Genomic DNA, 18,459 nt, shown 5'->3' on the forward strand with positions numbered 1-18,459 from the left:
GATGGACTGGCAATTCTGGATCGACCGGGGCGGCACCTTTACGGACATCGTGGCGCGCCGTCCTGACGGCAGCCTGGCCACGCACAAGCTGCTGTCGGAGAACCCGGGCCAGTACCGCGACGCGGCGCTGGCCGGCATGCGCCGGCTGATGGGCCTTGCGCCCGGCGCGCCGCTGCCCGCCGAGAAGGTGGGCGCCATCAAGATGGGCACGACGGTGGCGACCAATGCGCTGCTCGAACGCAAGGGCGAGCCTACCGTGCTGGCCATCACGCGCGGTTTTCGCGACGCCTTGCGCATCGCCTACCAGAACCGTCCGCAACTGTTCGCGCGCCAGATCATCCTGCCGGAACTGCTGTACGGCGACGTGATCGAGATCGATGAACGTGTGGGCGCGCATGGCGAGGTGGTCGCGCCGCTCGACGAGGCGGCCGCACGCGCCGCGCTGGAACACGCGCATGCGCGCGGCGTGCGCGCCATCGCCATCGTGCTGATGCATGGCTACCGCTACCACGCGCACGAGGCGCGGGTGGCGCAGCTGGCGCGCGAGGCCGGTTTTACGCAGGTGTCCGTGTCGCACGAGGTCAGCCCCATGATGAAGCTGGTGGCGCGTGGCGACACCACGGTGGTCGACGCCTATCTGTCGCCGATTCTGCGCCGCTACGTCGACCAGCTGGCGATGGAGCTGCCCGGCGTGCACCTGCAATTCATGCAGTCGAACGGCGGCTTGACCGATGCGCGCGCCTTCCAGGGCAAGGACAGCATCTTGTCCGGCCCCGCCGGCGGCATCGTCGGCATGGTGCGGGCCAGCGCGCTGGCCGGTTTCGACAAGGTCATCGGCTTCGACATGGGCGGCACGTCCACCGACGTGTCGCATTATGCGGGCGAGTTCGAGCGCGTGTTCGAGACGCAGATCGCCGGCGTGCGCATGCGCGCGCCCATGATGAGCATCCACACGGTGGCGGCGGGCGGCGGTTCCATCCTGCATTTCGACGGCGCCCGCTACAAGGTGGGGCCGGACAGCGCGGGCGCCAACCCCGGCCCCGCCAGCTACCGGCGCGGCGGCCCGCTGGCCGTCACCGACTGCAACGTCATGCTGGGTAAACTGCAGCCCGCCTTCTTCCCCCGCGTCTTCGGCCCCGACGCCGATGAAGCGCTGGATGCGGCCACGGTGCGCGCCCAGTTCGAAGCGCTGGCGCGCACGGTGAATTCGACCCCGGAGCAGGTGGCCGAAGGCTATATCGCCATCGCCGTGGGCAATATGGCCAACGCCATCAAGCAGATTTCCGTGCAGCGCGGCCATGACGTCACCGAGTATACGCTCACCAGCTTTGGCGGCGCGGGCGGCCAGCATGCCTGCCTGGTGGCCGATGCGCTGGGCATGCGCACGGTCTTCATCCACAGCCTGGCGGGCGTGATGTCGGCCTACGGCATGGGCCTGGCCGACCAGAGCGCGATGCGGGAAAAGGCCATCGAGGCGGCATTGGGCAAGGACTTGGCAAGCGATTTCGCGGCCCTGGGCGGTCTGGCGCGGGGCGATTTGCTGCGCCAGGGCGTGGAAGGGGAGCGCATCGCGCTCGTGCATCGCGTGCACCTGCGCTACGAAGGCACGGATTCGGCCCTCGTCGTGCTGTTCGATACGGCCGCCGGCATGCAGGCGCAATTCGAAGCGGCCTACAAAAAGCGCTTTTCCTTTTTGATGCCGGCGCGCGCCCTGATCGTCGAAGCCATTTCCGTGGAAGCCATCGGCGCGTCCGATGCGCCGGAACCGGCCGCGCCCGGGTATGCGCCCCGTGAAGGCGCTCTGGCGCCCGTGCAGACGGTGGCCATGTACTGCGCCGGCGTCTGGCGCGACAGCGGCCTGTATGGGGCGGACAGCCTGCGTCCCGGCGATACTATCGACGGCCCGGCCATCGTCAGTGACGCCAATGCGACCACCGTCATCGAACCTGGCTGGCGCGCCGAGGTGACGGCGCACGGCCATTTGATCCTGCGCAGAGTCGTCGCCGTGCCGGAGCGTGTCGCCATCGGGACCAATGCCGACCCCGTGATGCTGGAAATTTTCAATAATCTGTTCATGTCGATCGCCGAGCAGATGGGTCTGCGCCTGCAGAATACGGCCCATTCCGTCAACATCAAGGAGCGGCTCGATTTCAGCTGCGCCATTTTCGACGCCCAAGGCCAGCTGATCGCCAACGCGCCGCACATGCCCGTGCACCTCGGTTCCATGGGCGAGAGCATCCGTACCGTCATGACGCGCAATGCGGGTTCCATGCGGCCCGGCGACGTCTTCATGCTGAACGACCCCTACCACGGCGGCACGCATCTGCCCGACGTGACGGTCATTTCCCCCGTGTTTGACGAAGCGGGCGACGCCATCCTGTTCTATGTCGGCTCGCGCGGCCACCATGCGGACATCGGCGGCACGACACCGGGCTCCATGCCGCCCGACTCCACGCGCATTGAGGAAGAGGGCGTGTTGATCGACAATTTCAAGCTGGTCGACGGCGCCACGGGGGCGATGCGCGAAGCGGAAACCCTGGCCCTGCTGGCGGGGGCCAGCTGGCCGGCGCGCAACCCGCAGCAGAATGTGGCCGACCTGCGCGCCCAGGTGGCGGCGAATCAGAAAGGGGCTGAGGAACTGCATAACATGGTCGCGCATTTCGGTTTGCCTGTCGTGCAAGCCTACATGGGCCACGTGCAGGACAACGCCGAGGAAGCCGTGCGCAGGGTCATCACCACCTTGAAGGATGGCAGCTACGCGCTGGACCTGGACAACGGCGCGCGCGTCCAGGTGGCGATCAAGGTGGACGTGGCGCAGCGCAGCGCCGTCATCGACTTTACGGGAACGTCCGCCCAGCTGCCGAACAATTTCAATGCGCCGTCCGCCGTCTGCATGGCGGCCGTGCTGTACGTGTTCCGCACCCTGGTCGACGACGAGATACCGCTGAACGCGGGCTGTCTGAAACCTTTGACCGTGATCATCCCGCCCGGCTCCATGCTCAACCCACAGTATCCGGCCTCCGTCGTCTCGGGCAACGTGGAAACCTCGACCTGCATCACGAATGCCCTGTACGGCGCGCTGGGCGCGATGGCCGCCTCGCAGGGCACGATGAACAATTTCACGTTCGGCAGCGAGAAATATCAGTATTACGAGACGATATCGGGCGGCTCGGGCGCCGGTCCCGGTTTCGATGGCACGGACGTGGTGCAGACGAACATGACCAATTCGCGCCTGACGGACCCGGAAATCCTCGAGTGGCGCTTCCCCGTGCGCCTGGACAGCTACAGCATCCGTGCCGGTTCGGGCGGGGCGGGGCGCTGGCAGGGCGGCAATGGCGGCGTGCGCCGGGTGCGCTTTTTGGAAGCGATGACGGCGGCCATCCTGTCGAACAACCGCATCGTCCCGCCGTTCGGCATGGACGGCGGCGAGGCGGGCGCCTTGGGGCGCAACTACGTCGAGCGCGCGGACGGCACGGTGGAGCAGCTGGCGCATATCGGCAAGACCGCCATGCGGCCTGGCGACGTGTTCGTCATCGAGACGCCGGGCGGCGGCGGTTACGGCAAGACGGAATAGGCCAGGTCAGCACTGGCGCCGCTCAGCTGCGCGCGCACCTGGCCCACATCGCGCATGGGTGCGCGGCCGAACTGGCGGCTGTATTCGCGGCTGAACTGCGACTCGCTGGCGTAGCCGACGCGATAGCCGGCCGTGCCGGCGTCGATCTGTTCGACCAGCATGAGGCGCCGCGCTTCCTGCAGGCGCAGCAGCTTCTGGTACTGCATCGGCGTCATGGCGGTGATGGCCTTGAAGTGGTGGTGCAGCGAGGACATGCTCATGTTCGCCATGCCGGCCAGGTGCTCGATGCGCAGCGGCTGCGCGTAATGGTGCCGGATCCAGTCGATGGCTTGCGCCACCTGGTGCGACTGGCTGCTGGCCAGCGCCATGTGGCGCAGGCGCGCGCCCACGGGGCCATTGAGCAGGCGGTAGGTCAGCTCGCGGCGGATCAGGGGCGCCAGCGCGGCGATGTCCTCCGGTTTGTCGAGCAGGCGCACGAGGCGCAGCATGGCGTCGAGCAGTTCGGCCGACACGTCGCTGACGGAAATGCCGCGCGTGGCGGGCAGGATTTTCTGCTGCGCCGCGCCGGCTGCGCCGCTGGCGCTTTCGCTGTCGAGCAGCGCCGCCACGTCGGCGATGTCGATGCCCAGCACCACGCACAGGTGCGGCTGGTCGATGCTCGCTTCCACCACGCGCACCTGCACGGGCAGGTCGACGGACGTCAGCAGATACTGCATGCGGCTGTAGTGGAAGGTTTCGCTTCCCAATGTGACGTCCTTCGCGCCCTGCGCGATGATGGCCACGCTGGGGCGCGCCGCATGGAACAGCGATTCCGTGACGGACGACTGGCGATGAAACGTCAGATTGCCGATGGCCGTCGTGAAGTCGCCCGTGCGCGGCGCGTGGCGGATGATCAGGGCGGCGATTTCATCTTGCGGTGTGAGTGATGTGGACAGGGTGGACATGTGGGCCAGTATGCGTCAGATGGGGAAGGGCAGGGGCTGATCTTACGCAGATTTGGAGGATCGTGCAAAGGTCTTGCAGGATCGCGGTAACGGAAACCAGGCATCTCGGGCACACTTGTGCAATCGCATGCATGGCACGCGTTCCCCTCGCCACACACCTATAGATACAGGAGTTTTCATGACCACCATCGCCAAAGGCTACGCCGCATTCGGCCCGACTTCCGCACTGCAACCGTTCACGTTCGAGCGCCGCGCCCCGCGCGAAGACGACGTGGCCATCTCGATCAAATATTGCGGCGTGTGCCATTCCGACATCCATCAGGCGCGCGACGAGTGGGGCGGTTCCGCCTTCCCCATGGTGCCCGGCCATGAAATCGCCGGCGTCGTCACGGCCGTCGGCGCCAATGTGAGCAAGTTCAAGGTGGGCGACCACGTGGGCGTGGGCTGCTTCGTCGATTCCTGCACCACCTGCAAGACGCGCAACGTGGACCTGGAACAGTACATGCCAGGCCTGATCCAGACCTACAACGGCCTGGAAGCGGACGGCAAGACGGCCACGCAGGGCGGCTACTCGGACAGCATCGTCGTCAAGGAGGGCTATGTGCTGTCGATTCCCGACAACCTGCCGCTGGACGCCGCCGCGCCGCTGCTGTGCGCCGGCATCACCCTGTATTCGCCGCTGAACCACTGGAAGGCCGGCCCCGGCAAGCAGGTCGCCATCCTGGGCATGGGCGGCCTGGGCCATATGGGCGTCAAGATCGCCCACGCCATGGGCGCCGAAGTGACGGTGCTGAGCCAGACCCTGTCCAAGCGTGAAGACGGCCTGCGCCTGGGCGCCAAGCATTACTACGCCACCAACGACGCGGAAACGTTCAGCAAGCTGGCCGGCTCCTTCGATCTGATTATCTGCACGGTGGGCGCATCCATCGATTGGAACCAGTACATCAACCTGCTGAAAGTCGATGGCAACATGGTCATCGTCGGCATCCCCGACGGCGCCGTGCCGCCCGTGAACGCTTTCGGCCTGGTGGGCGCGCGCCGCAGCCTGTCCGGCTCCATGATCGGCTCGATCAAGGAAACCCAGGAAATGCTGGATTTCTGCGGCAAGCACAATATCGTGTCGGACATCGAGATCATCCGCATCCAGGATATCAATGAGGCGTTCGAGCGCGTGGTCAAGAGCGATGTGCGCTACCGCTTCGTGATCGACATGGCGTCTTTGTAACGACCGGCCCGCCCGTGTTTGTTGGATTACGCGCTTTGCGCTAATCCAACCTACGCACTGAGTAATTTGACAAGTCCGGTAGGTCGGATTAGCTCGTAGAGCGTAATCCGACAACCCCGCCAGCTGCCCATCCCCGCCAAAAAATCAAGCACCCATGTCACTTTCTTTACTTGCGTCAAAAATCGGCATAAAATGAAACCGTACAGTACAGTTTCGTTACGTAGATTTAAAAAACCAGCCATCCCCGGCGTGTTGGCCTGGGCAGGGGAGGCGTCATGGATAAAAAATGGACACTTCAGTAAATAAAGGCGCGCCGGCGATCCCGGCGGTCTTCAGGGGCAAGCGGCTTGCCCTGACGTTTTTCGGCATCTTCCTCGGATTTTCCGGCCTGGCCCTGGCGGCGGGCGGCATCGAACTCATTACCCTGGGCGGTTCCTGGTATTACCTGCCGGCCGGCCTCGGCTTGCTCCTCGCCGGCGTGCTGTATCTGCGCCGCAAACCGCTGGCCAGTGCCGTCATCGCCGCGCTGCTCGTCGCGACACTGATCTGGGCCGTGTGGGAAATCGGCTTTGCCTTCTGGCCCATGGTGCCGCGCCTGGCGCCGTTCCTCGTCATCGGCCTGGTGGCCGCCTTGCTGCATCCGTGGCTGGCAGGGCGTGTTCACGGTGGCCAGTCGCGCGGCTTCGCCGCCCTGTTCGCCGTCGTGCTGGCGGCCGGTTTCGCCTCGATGTTCAAGCCGCATGGCGTGACGGAGGCGGCCGCGCTGCCGCAGCAGGATGCCGTGACGGCCGTCAACGACGGCAGCGCCAACTGGGCGCATTACGGCTATGGACCGTCGGGCACGCGCTTCGCGCCGTACACGCAGATCGGCAAGCAGAACGTCGACCAGCTGCAAGTGGCGTGGACCTACCGCACGGGTGAGCTGGCCGAAGGGGCATCCGAATCGCAGAACACGCCGCTGCAGATCGGCGACACCATCTACACGTGCACGCCGACGAGCAAGGTCATCGCACTCGACGCGGACACGGGCAAGGAGCGCTGGACCTTCGATCCGAAGCCGGCCAATACCAAGACGTGGAACCGCTGCCGTGGCGTGGGCTACTACGAGCCGGCTAAGGTGACAAAACCCTTTCATTTCGACGGCATGCAGGCGGCCGGCGCGCCGGTGGCGGGCGCGTGCGCGAAGCGCATCGTGCAAGTGACCATGGATGCGCGCCTGATCGAAATCGACGCGCAGACGGGCAAGCAGTGCGAGGGTTTTGGCGACAAGGGCTCCGTCGACCTCACCGTCGGCCTGGGCAAGGTCAAGATGAACGTGCCGTACTACGCCTACACGTCCGCGCCCACGGTGGCGCGCAACCTGATCATCCTGGGCGGCTGGGTCTTCGATGGCCGCTCCACCGATGAACCCTCGGGCGTCGTGCGCGCCTACAGCGCCGACACGGGGGAACTGGTATGGGCCTGGGACCTCGGTAATCCGGCCATCACCAAGCTGCCGCCGGAAGGGCAGACGTACACGCGCAGCACGCCGAACATGTGGTCGGCGCCCGCGTTCGATGATGAACTGGGCCTGGTCTACCTGCCGACGGGGAACGAGCAGCCCGACTTCTGGGGCGGCAAGCGCCCGCCGCTGACGGAAAAATACGCATCGGCCATCGTCGCCCTCGACATGGCCACGGGGCGCGAGCGCTGGACGTATCAAACCGTCCACCACGACATCTGGGACTATGACGTGGCCGCGCAGCCGGCCCTGTACGACGTCCCGGACGGCAAGGGCGGCAAGATCCCCGCGCTGGTGCAGCTGACCAAGCGGGGCCAGATCTTCATGCTGGACCGCCGCACGGGCAAACCGATTGCCGAAGTCATCGAAAAAGCCGTGCCGCAAGAGCATGCGGCCGGCGACTGGGTGTCGAAGACGCAGCCATATTCGACCGGCATGCCGGCCCTCGGCGCGGAAACGCTGACGGAACGCGACATGTGGGGCGCCACCTTCTTCGACCAGCTGGCTTGCCGCATCAGCTTCCGCAAGCTCAATTACCAGGGCGAGTTCACGGCGCCCAGCACAAAAGAGACGCTGATCTATCCGGGCTACTACGGCGGCTTCAACTGGGGCGGCGCGGCCGTCGATGAAAGCAATGGCTATATGTTCGTCAACGATATCCGCATGCCGCAGGTGGTCAGGCTGGTGCCGCGCGAGACGGTGGACGTGGCCAAGCTGACGTCGGGGCACGGCGTAGGCAGTACCTATCCGATGGACGGCACGCCCTTCGTCATCGACCACAAGGCCTTCAATTCGCCGCTGGGCATACCGTGCCAAAGCCCGCCCTGGGGCGTGTTCGCCGCCATCGACCTGAAAACGCGCACGAAAGTGTGGGAGCGCCCGGCCGGCACGGTGCGCGATGCCGTCATCCACGGCGTGCGCGCAAGCCTGCCCATCCCGCTGGGCATGCCCACCCTGGGCGGCGGCGTCAGTACGGCGTCCGGCCTGGTGTTTTATGCGGGCACGCAGGATTACTATTTGCGCGCCATGGATATCGCCACGGGCCATGAAGTGTGGAAGGCGCGCATGCCCGTCGGTTCGCAAGGCACGCCGATGACGTATGTGTCGCCCACGTCGGGCCGCCAGTACGTCGTGGTGGTCGCGGGCGGCGCCCGCCAGAGCCCGGACCGGGGGGATTACGTGATAGCATACGCGCTTCCCAAGACACAGTAAGAGTTTGCTTCATGCCCCAGTTGCGCACCGTTCCCGCTTCCCCGAGTACCCGAAGTGAGGAGCGGCGGCGCAAGTTGCTGGTGGCGGCGGCGGACCTCTTCCTCGCCTCCGGCTACGACGGCGTCAGCATGGACGCCATCGTGGCCGAGGCGGGCGGCTCGAAGGCCACCGCCTACCGCTACTTCGGCAGCAAGCAGGAACTGCTGGTGGCCGTGGTGGAGTACCTGTGCGCCGATTTCATCATCGCGCTGCGCCAGCTCGATACGTCGCAAGCGGGCCTGGAGCAGGGCTTGCAGCTGATTCTCGATGAACTGGTGGCCGTCGTCACCAGTCCCCGCCACGTGGATTTCTACCGCCTCGTCGTCACGGGCGCGGCCGCCGTGCCGGCCGTGGGCCAGACCTGGTACGAACACGGTCCGCAAGTGTGGCACGCCCTGATTTTGCGTTTATTGGAACAGCAGCGGGCCCAGGGCCGCATCGCGCCCGACACCTCGTTTTCCAATGTGCCGCAGATCCTGTTCGACGCCGTCTTTTCGCACCTGACCACGCGCACCGTGATGCTGGGGCAGGGCGGCGATGCCGCCACGTTCCGGCCCCTGATCGCGGAACTGATCGAGCTGGTGGTGGCGCGCGTGGCGCGCGTGGCGTGTAGGTCGGATTAGGCCCGGCAGGGCCGTAATCCGACGCTGCGAGGACCGCAATATTGTCGGATTACGCTGCGCCTTGGCGGCCCCGCTAATCCGACCTACGCCACTGCCTCGAAGCTTGCCCGGCGGCTCAGGCTTCCGGCGCCGTCCAGACCAGATTCCACAGGTGGCCATCGATATCCTCGAAGCCCTGGTCATACATGAAGCCATGGTCTTCAGGCGGATGCGGCGTGCGGCCGCCGGCGGCAACGGCCTTGGCGATCAGGCTGTCCACCTCTTCCCGGCTGTCGCAACTGAGGCAGATGACGACTTCATTGGCTTCCTTGGCATTCGCGACCGGCTTGCCGATCAGGGACTGGAAGAAGGGTTCGGTCGTCAGCATGGCCTGGATGGTGCCGTCGACGATGTTCATGAATGCCGCGTTCTCTCCGCTGAAGCGGGCATCGAAGGTAAAGCCGAGAGCGGAAAAGAAGGCCCTGGATTTGTCCAGGTCCTTCACGGGCAGGTTGAGGATGATCTGTTTTTTCATGGCGTCTCCCTGGTCAGGTTGATGTGCGTAGACTGTAAATCATCTGACAGCGGCTATCAGCGCAAGTTTGCTCCACTATGCCTGACACGACATGCCGCGTTGTTCTCGCGCGCGGAACTGTTGGCCGACTGAGCCAGGCTGGATGTCAGAAGCTGTCTGCCTCCCACGACTTCGGCTCGCCTACCGTGACCGGCATGACATCGCTGACGTCAATGGTGTAGCGGACGATACGCATGACATGGCGGCTGCTTGCGGGATCAAAGAAGGCCAGTCTTACGTCCCAGCAATCGGAATCCGGGCGGGATAAGGGGCTTTTCTCGACGGCGATGTTGGCCAACTGTCGGGAGCCGCTGCCACTGTCGGCAATCAGGTGTTGTGCGAGGGCCGTGGCCATCTGCGCGGCGGCGGTGGTGGCGGCGAAATTCATGGCCCGCTCGGACGGCGACAGGCCCAGGTTGCGGAAGTGGTAGCCCATCCGGTGCAGGAACTCGCGCAGGCCGATGCGCATTTTATGCACCTGTTCCGGCGGATGGTTGGCGCCCGCCGCATTGACTGCGTCCTCTATCACCTTGTTGACGTCCCAGCAATATAGCCCGCGCGCCAGCGCCGACACGACAGGCACCACCTGGCCCGAATACAGCCGCACCGTTTTCCCCGTCAAATAGCCGGGGAGCGAGACACGCTCGATGTAAGCGGCGTCGCCTTCCTCCTTCAGCTGGCCTTCCAGCGCAGCGGCCAGCTGCGCATAAATGTCTTGCGCGAACGGCTCGCCTGGTTCAATCGCGTACAGCGGCGTCTGCTCGATATTCAAGGTCCAGATCAGCATGCGCGTTTCGACTTCGCGTTTTGCGAGGAAATTGAGCAATTGGCCGGGATTGAACGGGCTTTGATCGGGCCCCATCTGCTGGACAAGGGCATCCATGCGGGCCTGGGTGCCGAAATCATAGCCGATCCTGCCAAGCGCATAGATCAGCGACGTGCCGGATGGCGGCAAACCGCGCGCGGCCGATGCGCCGATGCCTGGCGTTCCTTGTTCATCATGCATACATGTTCTCCATCAATAATGAAGCTACGGCCTGTTGCATACGCAGCCGCCCGGCCTGGGATGGCGGCAATCCGACGCCGGATCGGGTGCGCATGGCAAAGGCGCGCATGCCAGGCGCCTCGCTCGCTTCTTTCACAATCCATGCCTACTCGCAGTCTGTCAACAGCTGGTGCACATCCATCGGCACGGTGACTGTCGCCGCGCACGCCACGGCTTGCAGAGTTGTCCGGCGGCGGGCGGCAAGTTGCTGTCGCGGCGCAGCTTGCGCCTGCGTGGTCAATCGATGCCGGCGCAGTCCCGTCGCCCTCGAAATGAGCGCTATGTCGTCGAAGCTCGAGCCGGATGCAAGGGCCTGGCTTGGTTCCAGAGCAGTCTGAGCGAGGTTGTCGTTCAGGTCGCAATACCATACTTGTGCTGCGTGGCCGCATACTGCTGCTTGAGCGACTCCAGCTGCGGATGCCTGGGGTCGATCTTGCGGATCACCTGCATCTGGTGCTGCGCCTGTTCGGCCAGCGGGGCTTCCCAGCCCAGCATGTTGAGCTGACGCAAGATGGCCTCGACGGAGGCGAACAGCACGGGCAGGTTGCCCGGCGTCTTGCGCAGGGCCTGGCGCAGCACGAAGACGGCGCCCTTGAGTTCCCCGCTTTCCGCCTTGCTGGCTGCCTCGTGCATCAGTTCCTGCACCTGGTTGCTGATCTGCTGGCCCATGCCTTGCGCCAGGTCATGGCGTCCCGCCTTTTCAAACACGTCCACGGCCGCTTCCATCGTCACGTCGCTGTCCGCTTCGTTGACGAGTTTCATCATGACGTCGGACGCGGCCTGTTCCAGGTTGTTCTTCAGGCAGCTTTGCACGAGGCTCACCTTGAGCTGGGTCGACAGGCCGCGCGCGTCGTCCAGGGCGGCGGCGGCCAGCTGCAGTTCGCTGGCGGCGGCGACGTCGTTACCCGAGAGTTCATGCAGCATGGCGGCCGAGATGGCGCGGCACGCTTCCACGTTGGCGCCGCCGCGCAGCGAGCGCTCCATGTCGCGCAGCACGCCGCTGGCCTGCGGCGCGTCGCCCTTTTTCACCAGCGTCTTGACCAGGTTGACGTGGTCTTCCGGGTCGCGGAATTCGGAGTACTTGGCCTTCGTCACCACCTGCTTGTAGGCCCGTTCGGCCGCGCCGATGTCGCCCGTGTCGAAGGCGATGCCGCCAAGGTGGCGCAAGCGGCGCACCATGTGCGGCGAAATGGCCACGGCATCCTCGAGGATTTTCTTGGCCTGCAACTGCTGGCCCATGGCTACATGGTTTTGCGCCAGCAAGTCGTAGGCGGCCATGAAACGGGGATAGGTTTCCACCAGCTCCAGCAGCGCGTCCTGCGCCTCCTCGTGGCGCTGCTGTTCGAACAGGGTGCGCGCCAGGCCCAGGTGGGCCCAGGCCATGGGCCGCGTGGCCAGCATGTCGGTGTAGATCTGCTCCGCTTCCTTCCATTCGCCCAGGGTGATATGCAGCTCGGCGCGCAGGCGGGCAAAATCGGCCGCCAGGCGCGGGTGCTGCAGTTCGGCCGCGCGGCAGCTTTTCACGGCTTCGCGCAAGTCGCCCTTGTCGATCAGCTGGTACGTGGGCAGGAAGACGGCGCGGCGCTCGATGGCGCGCGCGATGCGGCCGCTCAGCACGTCGACGGTGAACGGTTTTAATATGTAGTCGGACGGGGTCAGCTCGGCGGCGCTGATCACCTTGCTGTGGATGGCTTCCGAGGTCAGCATGATGAAGATCGTCCACAGGCCGATCAGCTTGTGGTGGCGCAAGTCTTCCAGCAATTGCTGGCCATCCTGGCCGTCCGTGCCGCTGCCAAGATCGTATTCGCACAAGATGATGTCGAACGGTTTCTTCGTCAGCAAGCGGATGGCCGTGCCGGCATTGACGGCATATTCCACCTTGGTGATGGCCGCCTGGTTCAGCATATTGTGCAGATTGCCCCGCATGCTGGGGTTCGGGTCGACGATCAGGACAGATAAGTCGCTAGTTTCTGGCATGGTTCAGCTCTCGTTCATCTGTTCGGTCATTTGCGGGAACTCTTCTTATATGTAGCTGCCTGGCAGTATTGTTTTTTATCAGCATACTGCAAAGCCGGGCGACACTGCCAGCAAAATGCATGCAATCGGGTGCGGTGCGCGAGGGCAGGGACGCCTGGCGCCGTCCGGCGTTGTATTTCATGACACGCGAGCCCCTTGCTGCGGTGTGGGCGCCTGTTTTTCCGGCCATTCCTTGACTACCGTGATAGTATTCTAAAATGCAACACCTGTTGCATGCCGCGCCACGTCGCGGCAAGGCATGCGCAAGGCTTTAACGGGCGCTTTATCTCTCTCTGGTGTTGATGCCCGTCATGCGCGTTCCTGATCTGACCACCTTGCGGCGCATCGCCGTTCCCCTTGCATTCGGCGGCAACAGCGAACAGCAGCATACCTATTTTGCAGAATTGCACCGGGTCGGCCTGGTCACGCAAGTGCTGGGCATCATCGCCTTCAGCCTGGCCTGGCTGCTGATGCCGCCCGCCTACCATCCGAACCTGGCGCACGCCGTGCTGGCCTTGCTGGGCATGTTGACGAGTCTGGCCGTGCGCTACCGCTGCACCACCTTGCCCGTGCTGACCATGACGGGAGCCTGCGCCGTGCTGGCGCTGACCTTCGGCTTGCGCACCATGGCCGATGCCGTCCAGCACGCCAGCTTCTGGGTCTTGCCCGTGGGCGTCTTCATGACCCTGGCCATCGCTTCCATCTTTAATGGCGGCCTCAGCTACCTGGCCGTGGTGGCGGGCGTGTGGTGGAACGTGGGCCACGGCCTGTATCCGGTGAACGCGGGCTTGCCCGACCAGCCCTGGGTGCCATTGATGATCGCCGTCAGCGTGCTGTTCGGGCTGGCGCTGAATGTCAGCTTCAGTTTATTGCGCTTGCGTAACTATCACGCCAGAGTGGAATTGACGCGGCTGGCCTTCCAGGACAGCCTAACGGGCTTGAACAACCGCCGCATGTTCACGCAGCGCGCCCAGCAGATGCATGGCGCAAACCACGGCGGCATGCTGCATTTCCTGATGATCGACATCGACAATTTCAAGATCATCAACGACCAGCAGGGGCACGATGCGGGCGATGCGGTGCTGGTGCGCACGGCCGCCATCATCGCGGACAAGGCGCAAGGCCATCTGTGCGGGCGCCTGGGCGGCGAGGAATTCGGCATCGTCTATGCGGGCAGCCGCGAAGACGCGCGCGCCTTTGCCGGCAGCCTGGTCAACGCCGTCAGCCAGGCTTTCCTGGCCGCGCAGTTCGTGTCGATCAGCGTGGGCGTGGCGGAAATGGACCGGGGCAGGGAGCTGGGCCACAGCTACCGGCTGGCCGACGAGGCGCTGTACCTGGCCAAGCGGCAAGGCAAGAACCGCTATGTGATCGCCTGATGGTCGGTCGCCCGCGATGGTTGTTGCAAGTTGGCAAAAACTGCCGGTTTCAGGGGCAAAATGGCCCGAAAGCCATAAGTTCCGGTAATAAAGCAGGGGTAAAACGGGTATAATGCGCGCAAAGGAAATTTGCCGTACGAAAGATATTGTCATACCTACCTTTAACCCGCAGCCACGCTGCATCAACCACCTTCCAATCATGTTGATACTGCCGGGTTCCAATGCCCTGTCCCATTTCCGTAGCCACCGTCTGTTAAGCCAACTGCAAGCCGTTTCGCCTGCGATCGTTGCCGTGCAAGCACGCTATGTCCATTTCATCGATGCCGGCGCGCCTCTCAGCAACGACGACAGCACGCGCCTTGGCGCCTTGCTGACGTACGGCGAGCCGGCCCACGCTGACAATACGGAAGGCGCTGCCGAAGAATTCTTCGTCATCCCCCGTTTCGGCACGATTTCGCCGTGGGCCTCGAAAGCCACCGACATCGCGCACAACTGCGGCATGGCGCACATCAAGCGCGTCGAACGCGGCGTCGCTTTCCGCATCAACCTGAAATCGGGCATCCTGGGCAGCGCCATCGGCGCCGGAAAATTGTCGGACGAGCAGGTACAGGCCGTGGCCGACCTGCTGCACGACCGCATGACGGAATCCGTGCTGCGCAGCGCAGACGATGCCAAGGACTTGTTCCGCACCCTGGAAGCGCGTCCGCTCGAATCGATCGACTTGCTGGGGCAGGGCAAGCGCGCGCTGGAAACGGCGAACACGGAACTGGGCCTGGCGATGTCGGAAGACGAAATCGACTACCTGGACGCCGCCTTCACCAAGGCCGGCCGCAACCCGACGGACGTGGAACTGATGATGTTCGCGCAGGCGAACAGCGAGCATTGCCGCCACAAGATCTTCAACGCCGACTGGACCATCGACGGCGTGGCGCAGCCAAAATCGCTGTTCGGCATGATCAAGAACACGCATGAACTGCAGCCGAAGGGCACCGTCGTCGCCTACAGCGACAACTCGTCCATCATGGAAGGCGCCACCGTGTCGCGCTTCTACCCGCGCGGTGCGAACCACGAATACGCGGCTTCCACGGAATTGACGCACACGCTGATGAAGGTGGAAACGCATAACCACCCGACGGCCATCTCCCCATTCCCTGGCGCCTCCACGGGCGCGGGCGGCGAGATCCGCGACGAAGGCGCGACGGGCCGCGGCGCCAAGCCGAAGGCTGGCCTGACGGGTTTCACCGTGTCGAACCTGTCCTTGCCGGACGCCGTGCGCAGCTGGGAAACGGCCGCTTCCGTGACGGCGCCGCTGGCGGGCCGTACGGATGCGGAGCAATACGGCAAACCGGAACGCATCGCTTCGCCCCTGCAGATCATGATCGAAGGCCCGTTGGGCGGTGCCGCGTTCTCGAACGAATTCGGCCGTCCTGTACTGGGCGGTTACTTCCGCACCTATGAGCAGAACGTCGGTGCGGATAAAGATTCCGTGTTCGGCTACCACAAGCCCATCATGATCGCGGGCGGCATCGGCAATATCTCGGCGCAGCACACGCACAAGAACGACATCCCCGTCGGCAGCCTGCTGGTGCAGCTGGGTGGCCCGGGCATGCGCATCGGCATGGGCGGCAGCGCCGCCTCGTCGATGACCACCGGCAGCAACACGGCCGACCTGGACTTCGATTCCGTCCAGCGCGGCAATCCCGAAATGGAGCGCCGCGCCCAGGAAGTCATCAACGCCTGCTGGCAAATGGGCGCCGACAATCCGATCATCTCGATCCACGACGTGGGTGCGGGCGGCTTGTCGAACGCGTTCCCGGAAATCACCAACGACGCCAAGCGCGGCGCGATTTTCGACCTGCGCAAGATCCCGCTGGAAGAATCGGGCATGGCGCCGAAGGAAATCTGGAGCAATGAGTCGCAGGAACGCTACGTCCTGGCCATCGCGCCGGAAAGCCTGCCATTATTTAAAGCCATGTGCGAACGCGAACGCTGCCTGTTCGCCGCCGTGGGCGTGGCCACCGAAGAGCGTCAACTCAAATTGATCGACCCGGAACTGGGCAACGAGCCGGTCGACATGCCGATGGATGTCTTGCTGGGCAAGCCGCCGAAGATGCGACGCGACGTGGTCCACGTGGCCAACGATTTCCCGGCCATCGACCTGACGGGCATGGACTTGGTTGACGTAGCGCAAAAAGTGCTGCTGTTGCCGACCGTGGCCGACAAATCCTTCCTGATCACCATCGGCGACCGCAGCGTGGGCGGCATGACCGTGCGCGACCAGATGGTGGGACCATGGCAAGTGCCGGTGGCCGACTGCGCCGTCACCACCATGAGCTTTGAAGGTTATCTGGGCGAAGCGATGGCCATGGGCGAACGCACGCCGCTGGCCGTCATCGACGCGGCAGCTTCCGGCCGCATGGCCGTGGGCGAAGCCGTCACCAACATCGCTGCCGCAGCAATCAGCGATATCAGCGACATCAAGCTGTCCGCCAACTGGATGGCCGCCTGCGGCCAGCCTGGCCAGGACGCAGCCCTGTACGACACGGTGAAAGCCGTCGGCATGGACCTGTGCCCGGCGCTGGGCATCAGCATCCCCGTCGGCAAGGATTCGCTGTCGATGCGCACGACGTGGAAAGACGACAGCACGGGCGCGTCGAAATCCGTCACGTCGCCGGTGTCGCTGATCGTTTCCTCGTTCGCGCCAGTGACGGACGTGCGCAAGTCGCTCACGCCGCAGCTGAAGACGGACCAGGGCGACACGTCCCTGATCCTGATCGACCTGGGTCGCGGCAAGAACCGTTTGGGCGCCTCCGCGCTGGCACAAGTCATGGGCCAATTGGGCAATGCCACGCCGGACGTGGACAGCGCGGAAGACCTGAAAGGCTTCTTCGCCGCCATCCAAAAGCTCAACAGCGACGACAAGCTGCTGGCCTACCATGACCGTTCGGACGGCGGCCTGTACGCCACCCTGACGGAAATGGCCTTCGCCGGCCACACGGGCATGTCCGTCAACCTGGACATGCTGACCATGGAAGGCGAGCACTCGAGCGACTGGGGCGACGCCAAGAACTGGACGGGCCAGGTAGCGGAACGCCGCAACGAACTGACCCTGCGCGCCCTGTTCAGCGAAGAGCTGGGCGCCGTCATCCAGGTGCGCGCGGAAGAAAAATCGCTCGTCATGGACGTGCTGCGCACCTTCAACCTGGGCGCCTGCAGCCATATCATCGGCAAATTGAACGACCGCGACGTGATCGAATTCACGCGCGACGCCAAGCTGATTTACACCCAGCCGCGCGCGGACCTGCACCGCCTGTGGAGCGAAACGAGCTGGCGCATCGCCCGCCTGCGCGACAATCCGGCCTGCGCGGACGCCGAATACGACCGCCTGCTGGACGTGCAAGACCCGGGCATGAAGGCTATCGTCACGTTTGACCAGAACGAGAACATCGCCGCGCCATTCATCGCCACCGGCGTGCGTCCGCGTGTCGCCATCCTGCGCGAGCAGGGCGTCAACTCGCACATCGAGACGGCCTACGTGATGCATCAGGCAGGCTTTACGGCCGTCGACGTGCACATGAGCGACCTGATTGCGGGCCGCGTGAAACTGGACGATTTCCAGGGCGTCATCGCCGTGGGCGGCTTCTCGTACGGCGACGTGCTGGGAGCGGGCGAAGGCTGGGCGAAAACGATTCTGTTCAACGCCAGCCTGGCGGAACAGTTCGCGCGCTTCTTCAACCGCACGGACAGCTTCGGCCTGGGCATCTGCAACGGCTGCCAGATGATGAGCAACCTGAAATCGATCATCCCCGGCGCCCACGCCTGGCCGAAATTCACGCGCAACAAGTCGGAGAAATTCGAAGGCCGCTTTGCCATGGTCGAAGTGATGGATTCCCCATCGATCTTCTTCAACGGCATGGCCGGCACCCAGGCCGGCATCGCCATCGCCCACGGCGAAGGCTACGCCGACTTCTCGCAAACGGGCGACATCACCCAGGTCACCAAAGCCATGCGCTTCGTCGACAACAAGGGCGCCGCCACCGAAGCGTACCCGTACAACCCGAACGGCTCGCCGGAAGGCATCACCTCCGTTACCACGCCAGACGGCCGCTTCACCGTGCTGATGCCGCACGCGGAGCGCGTGTTCCGGTCAGTCCAACAGTCGTATCACCCTGAAGCATGGGGCGAGGATTCGCCGTGGATGCGCATGTTCAGGAATGCACGGAAGTTTGTGGGGTAATTAGTTTGCTTTCAGCGCGGCGTCTTGGTTCAAGATGCTGCTGCTGGGGTAGGGATGAGAAAACCGCTGTCGGGAGACAGCGGTTTTTTTATTTTTAGATTAAACCTAAAATTT

General features: G+C 64.2%; 10 protein-coding genes. 6 read left to right on the top strand and 4 right to left on the bottom strand.

Annotated elements, in window-relative coordinates:
* The first annotated feature begins 1 nt into the window (after position 1).
* Entirely contained in the window at positions 2 to 3,574 is a 3,573-nt protein-coding gene (locus tag AC07VH_RS01550) for a hydantoinase B/oxoprolinase family protein (RefSeq protein WP_494786527.1), read from the top strand.
* Here the strand turns inward: AC07VH_RS01550 and AC07VH_RS01555 are convergent.
* Complete coding sequence (locus tag AC07VH_RS01555; protein ID WP_494786528.1) at positions 3,556 to 4,518, bottom strand: AraC family transcriptional regulator; 963 nt, start codon at positions 4,516 to 4,518, stop codon at positions 3,556 to 3,558. The two genes, AC07VH_RS01550 and AC07VH_RS01555, sit on opposite strands and share 19 nt — an antisense overlap.
* A 178-nt stretch (positions 4,519 to 4,696) precedes the next feature.
* Here AC07VH_RS01555 and AC07VH_RS01560 point away from each other — a divergent pair, with 178 nt between their 5' ends.
* The 3 genes from AC07VH_RS01560 to AC07VH_RS01570 all read left to right on the top strand — a co-directional run bounded on the left by AC07VH_RS01560 (position 4,697) and on the right by AC07VH_RS01570 (position 9,118).
* Positions 4,697 to 5,743 (top strand): NAD(P)-dependent alcohol dehydrogenase, encoded by a 1,047-nt coding sequence (locus AC07VH_RS01560; protein WP_489627498.1) that lies wholly within the window; start codon positions 4,697 to 4,699, stop codon positions 5,741 to 5,743.
* A 286-nt stretch (positions 5,744 to 6,029) separates the two neighbouring features.
* Complete coding sequence (locus tag AC07VH_RS01565) at positions 6,030 to 8,456, top strand: membrane-bound PQQ-dependent dehydrogenase, glucose/quinate/shikimate family (RefSeq protein WP_494786529.1); 2,427 nt, start codon at positions 6,030 to 6,032, stop codon at positions 8,454 to 8,456.
* Positions 8,457 to 8,467: 11 nt separating this feature from the next.
* Positions 8,468 to 9,118: a TetR/AcrR family transcriptional regulator gene (locus tag AC07VH_RS01570; protein WP_494786530.1), complete on the top strand. Its 651-nt coding sequence runs from the start codon at positions 8,468 to 8,470 to the stop codon at positions 9,116 to 9,118.
* A 115-nt stretch (positions 9,119 to 9,233) separates the two neighbouring features.
* Here the strand turns inward: AC07VH_RS01570 and AC07VH_RS01575 are convergent, their stop codons facing one another.
* The 3 genes from AC07VH_RS01575 to AC07VH_RS01585 form a co-directional block, all read right to left on the bottom strand.
* The gene (locus AC07VH_RS01575; RefSeq protein ID WP_494786531.1) at positions 9,234 to 9,632 is read right to left on the bottom strand and encodes a VOC family protein; all 399 of its coding nucleotides are present in this window, start codon (positions 9,630 to 9,632) and stop codon (positions 9,234 to 9,236) included.
* Positions 9,633 to 9,777: 145 nt separating this feature from the next.
* The gene (locus tag AC07VH_RS01580) at positions 9,778 to 10,677 is read right to left on the bottom strand and encodes a cyanobactin maturation protease PatG family protein (RefSeq protein ID WP_494786532.1); all 900 of its coding nucleotides are present in this window, start codon (positions 10,675 to 10,677) and stop codon (positions 9,778 to 9,780) included.
* A gap of 390 nt (positions 10,678 to 11,067) precedes the next feature.
* A complete protein-coding gene (locus tag AC07VH_RS01585; RefSeq protein ID WP_494786533.1) occupies positions 11,068 to 12,693 on the bottom strand; it encodes a response regulator in 1,626 nt (541 codons plus the stop codon).
* A 350-nt stretch (positions 12,694 to 13,043) separates the two neighbouring features.
* On the opposite strand from AC07VH_RS01585, the gene AC07VH_RS01590 reads away from it, so the two are divergent.
* Positions 13,044 to 14,108 carry a GGDEF domain-containing protein gene (locus AC07VH_RS01590; protein ID WP_494786534.1) on the top strand — a complete coding sequence of 355 codons (1,065 nt, stop codon included), beginning with the start codon at positions 13,044 to 13,046 and terminating at the stop codon, positions 14,106 to 14,108.
* Between the two features lie 199 nt (positions 14,109 to 14,307).
* Positions 14,308 to 18,345: a phosphoribosylformylglycinamidine synthase gene (gene purL, locus AC07VH_RS01595; protein ID WP_494786535.1), complete on the top strand. Its 4,038-nt coding sequence runs from the start codon at positions 14,308 to 14,310 to the stop codon at positions 18,343 to 18,345.
* The last annotated feature ends 114 nt before the right edge of the window (positions 18,346 to 18,459 follow it).

This window comes from Janthinobacterium sp. GW821-FHT03C10, from assembly GCF_059420865.1.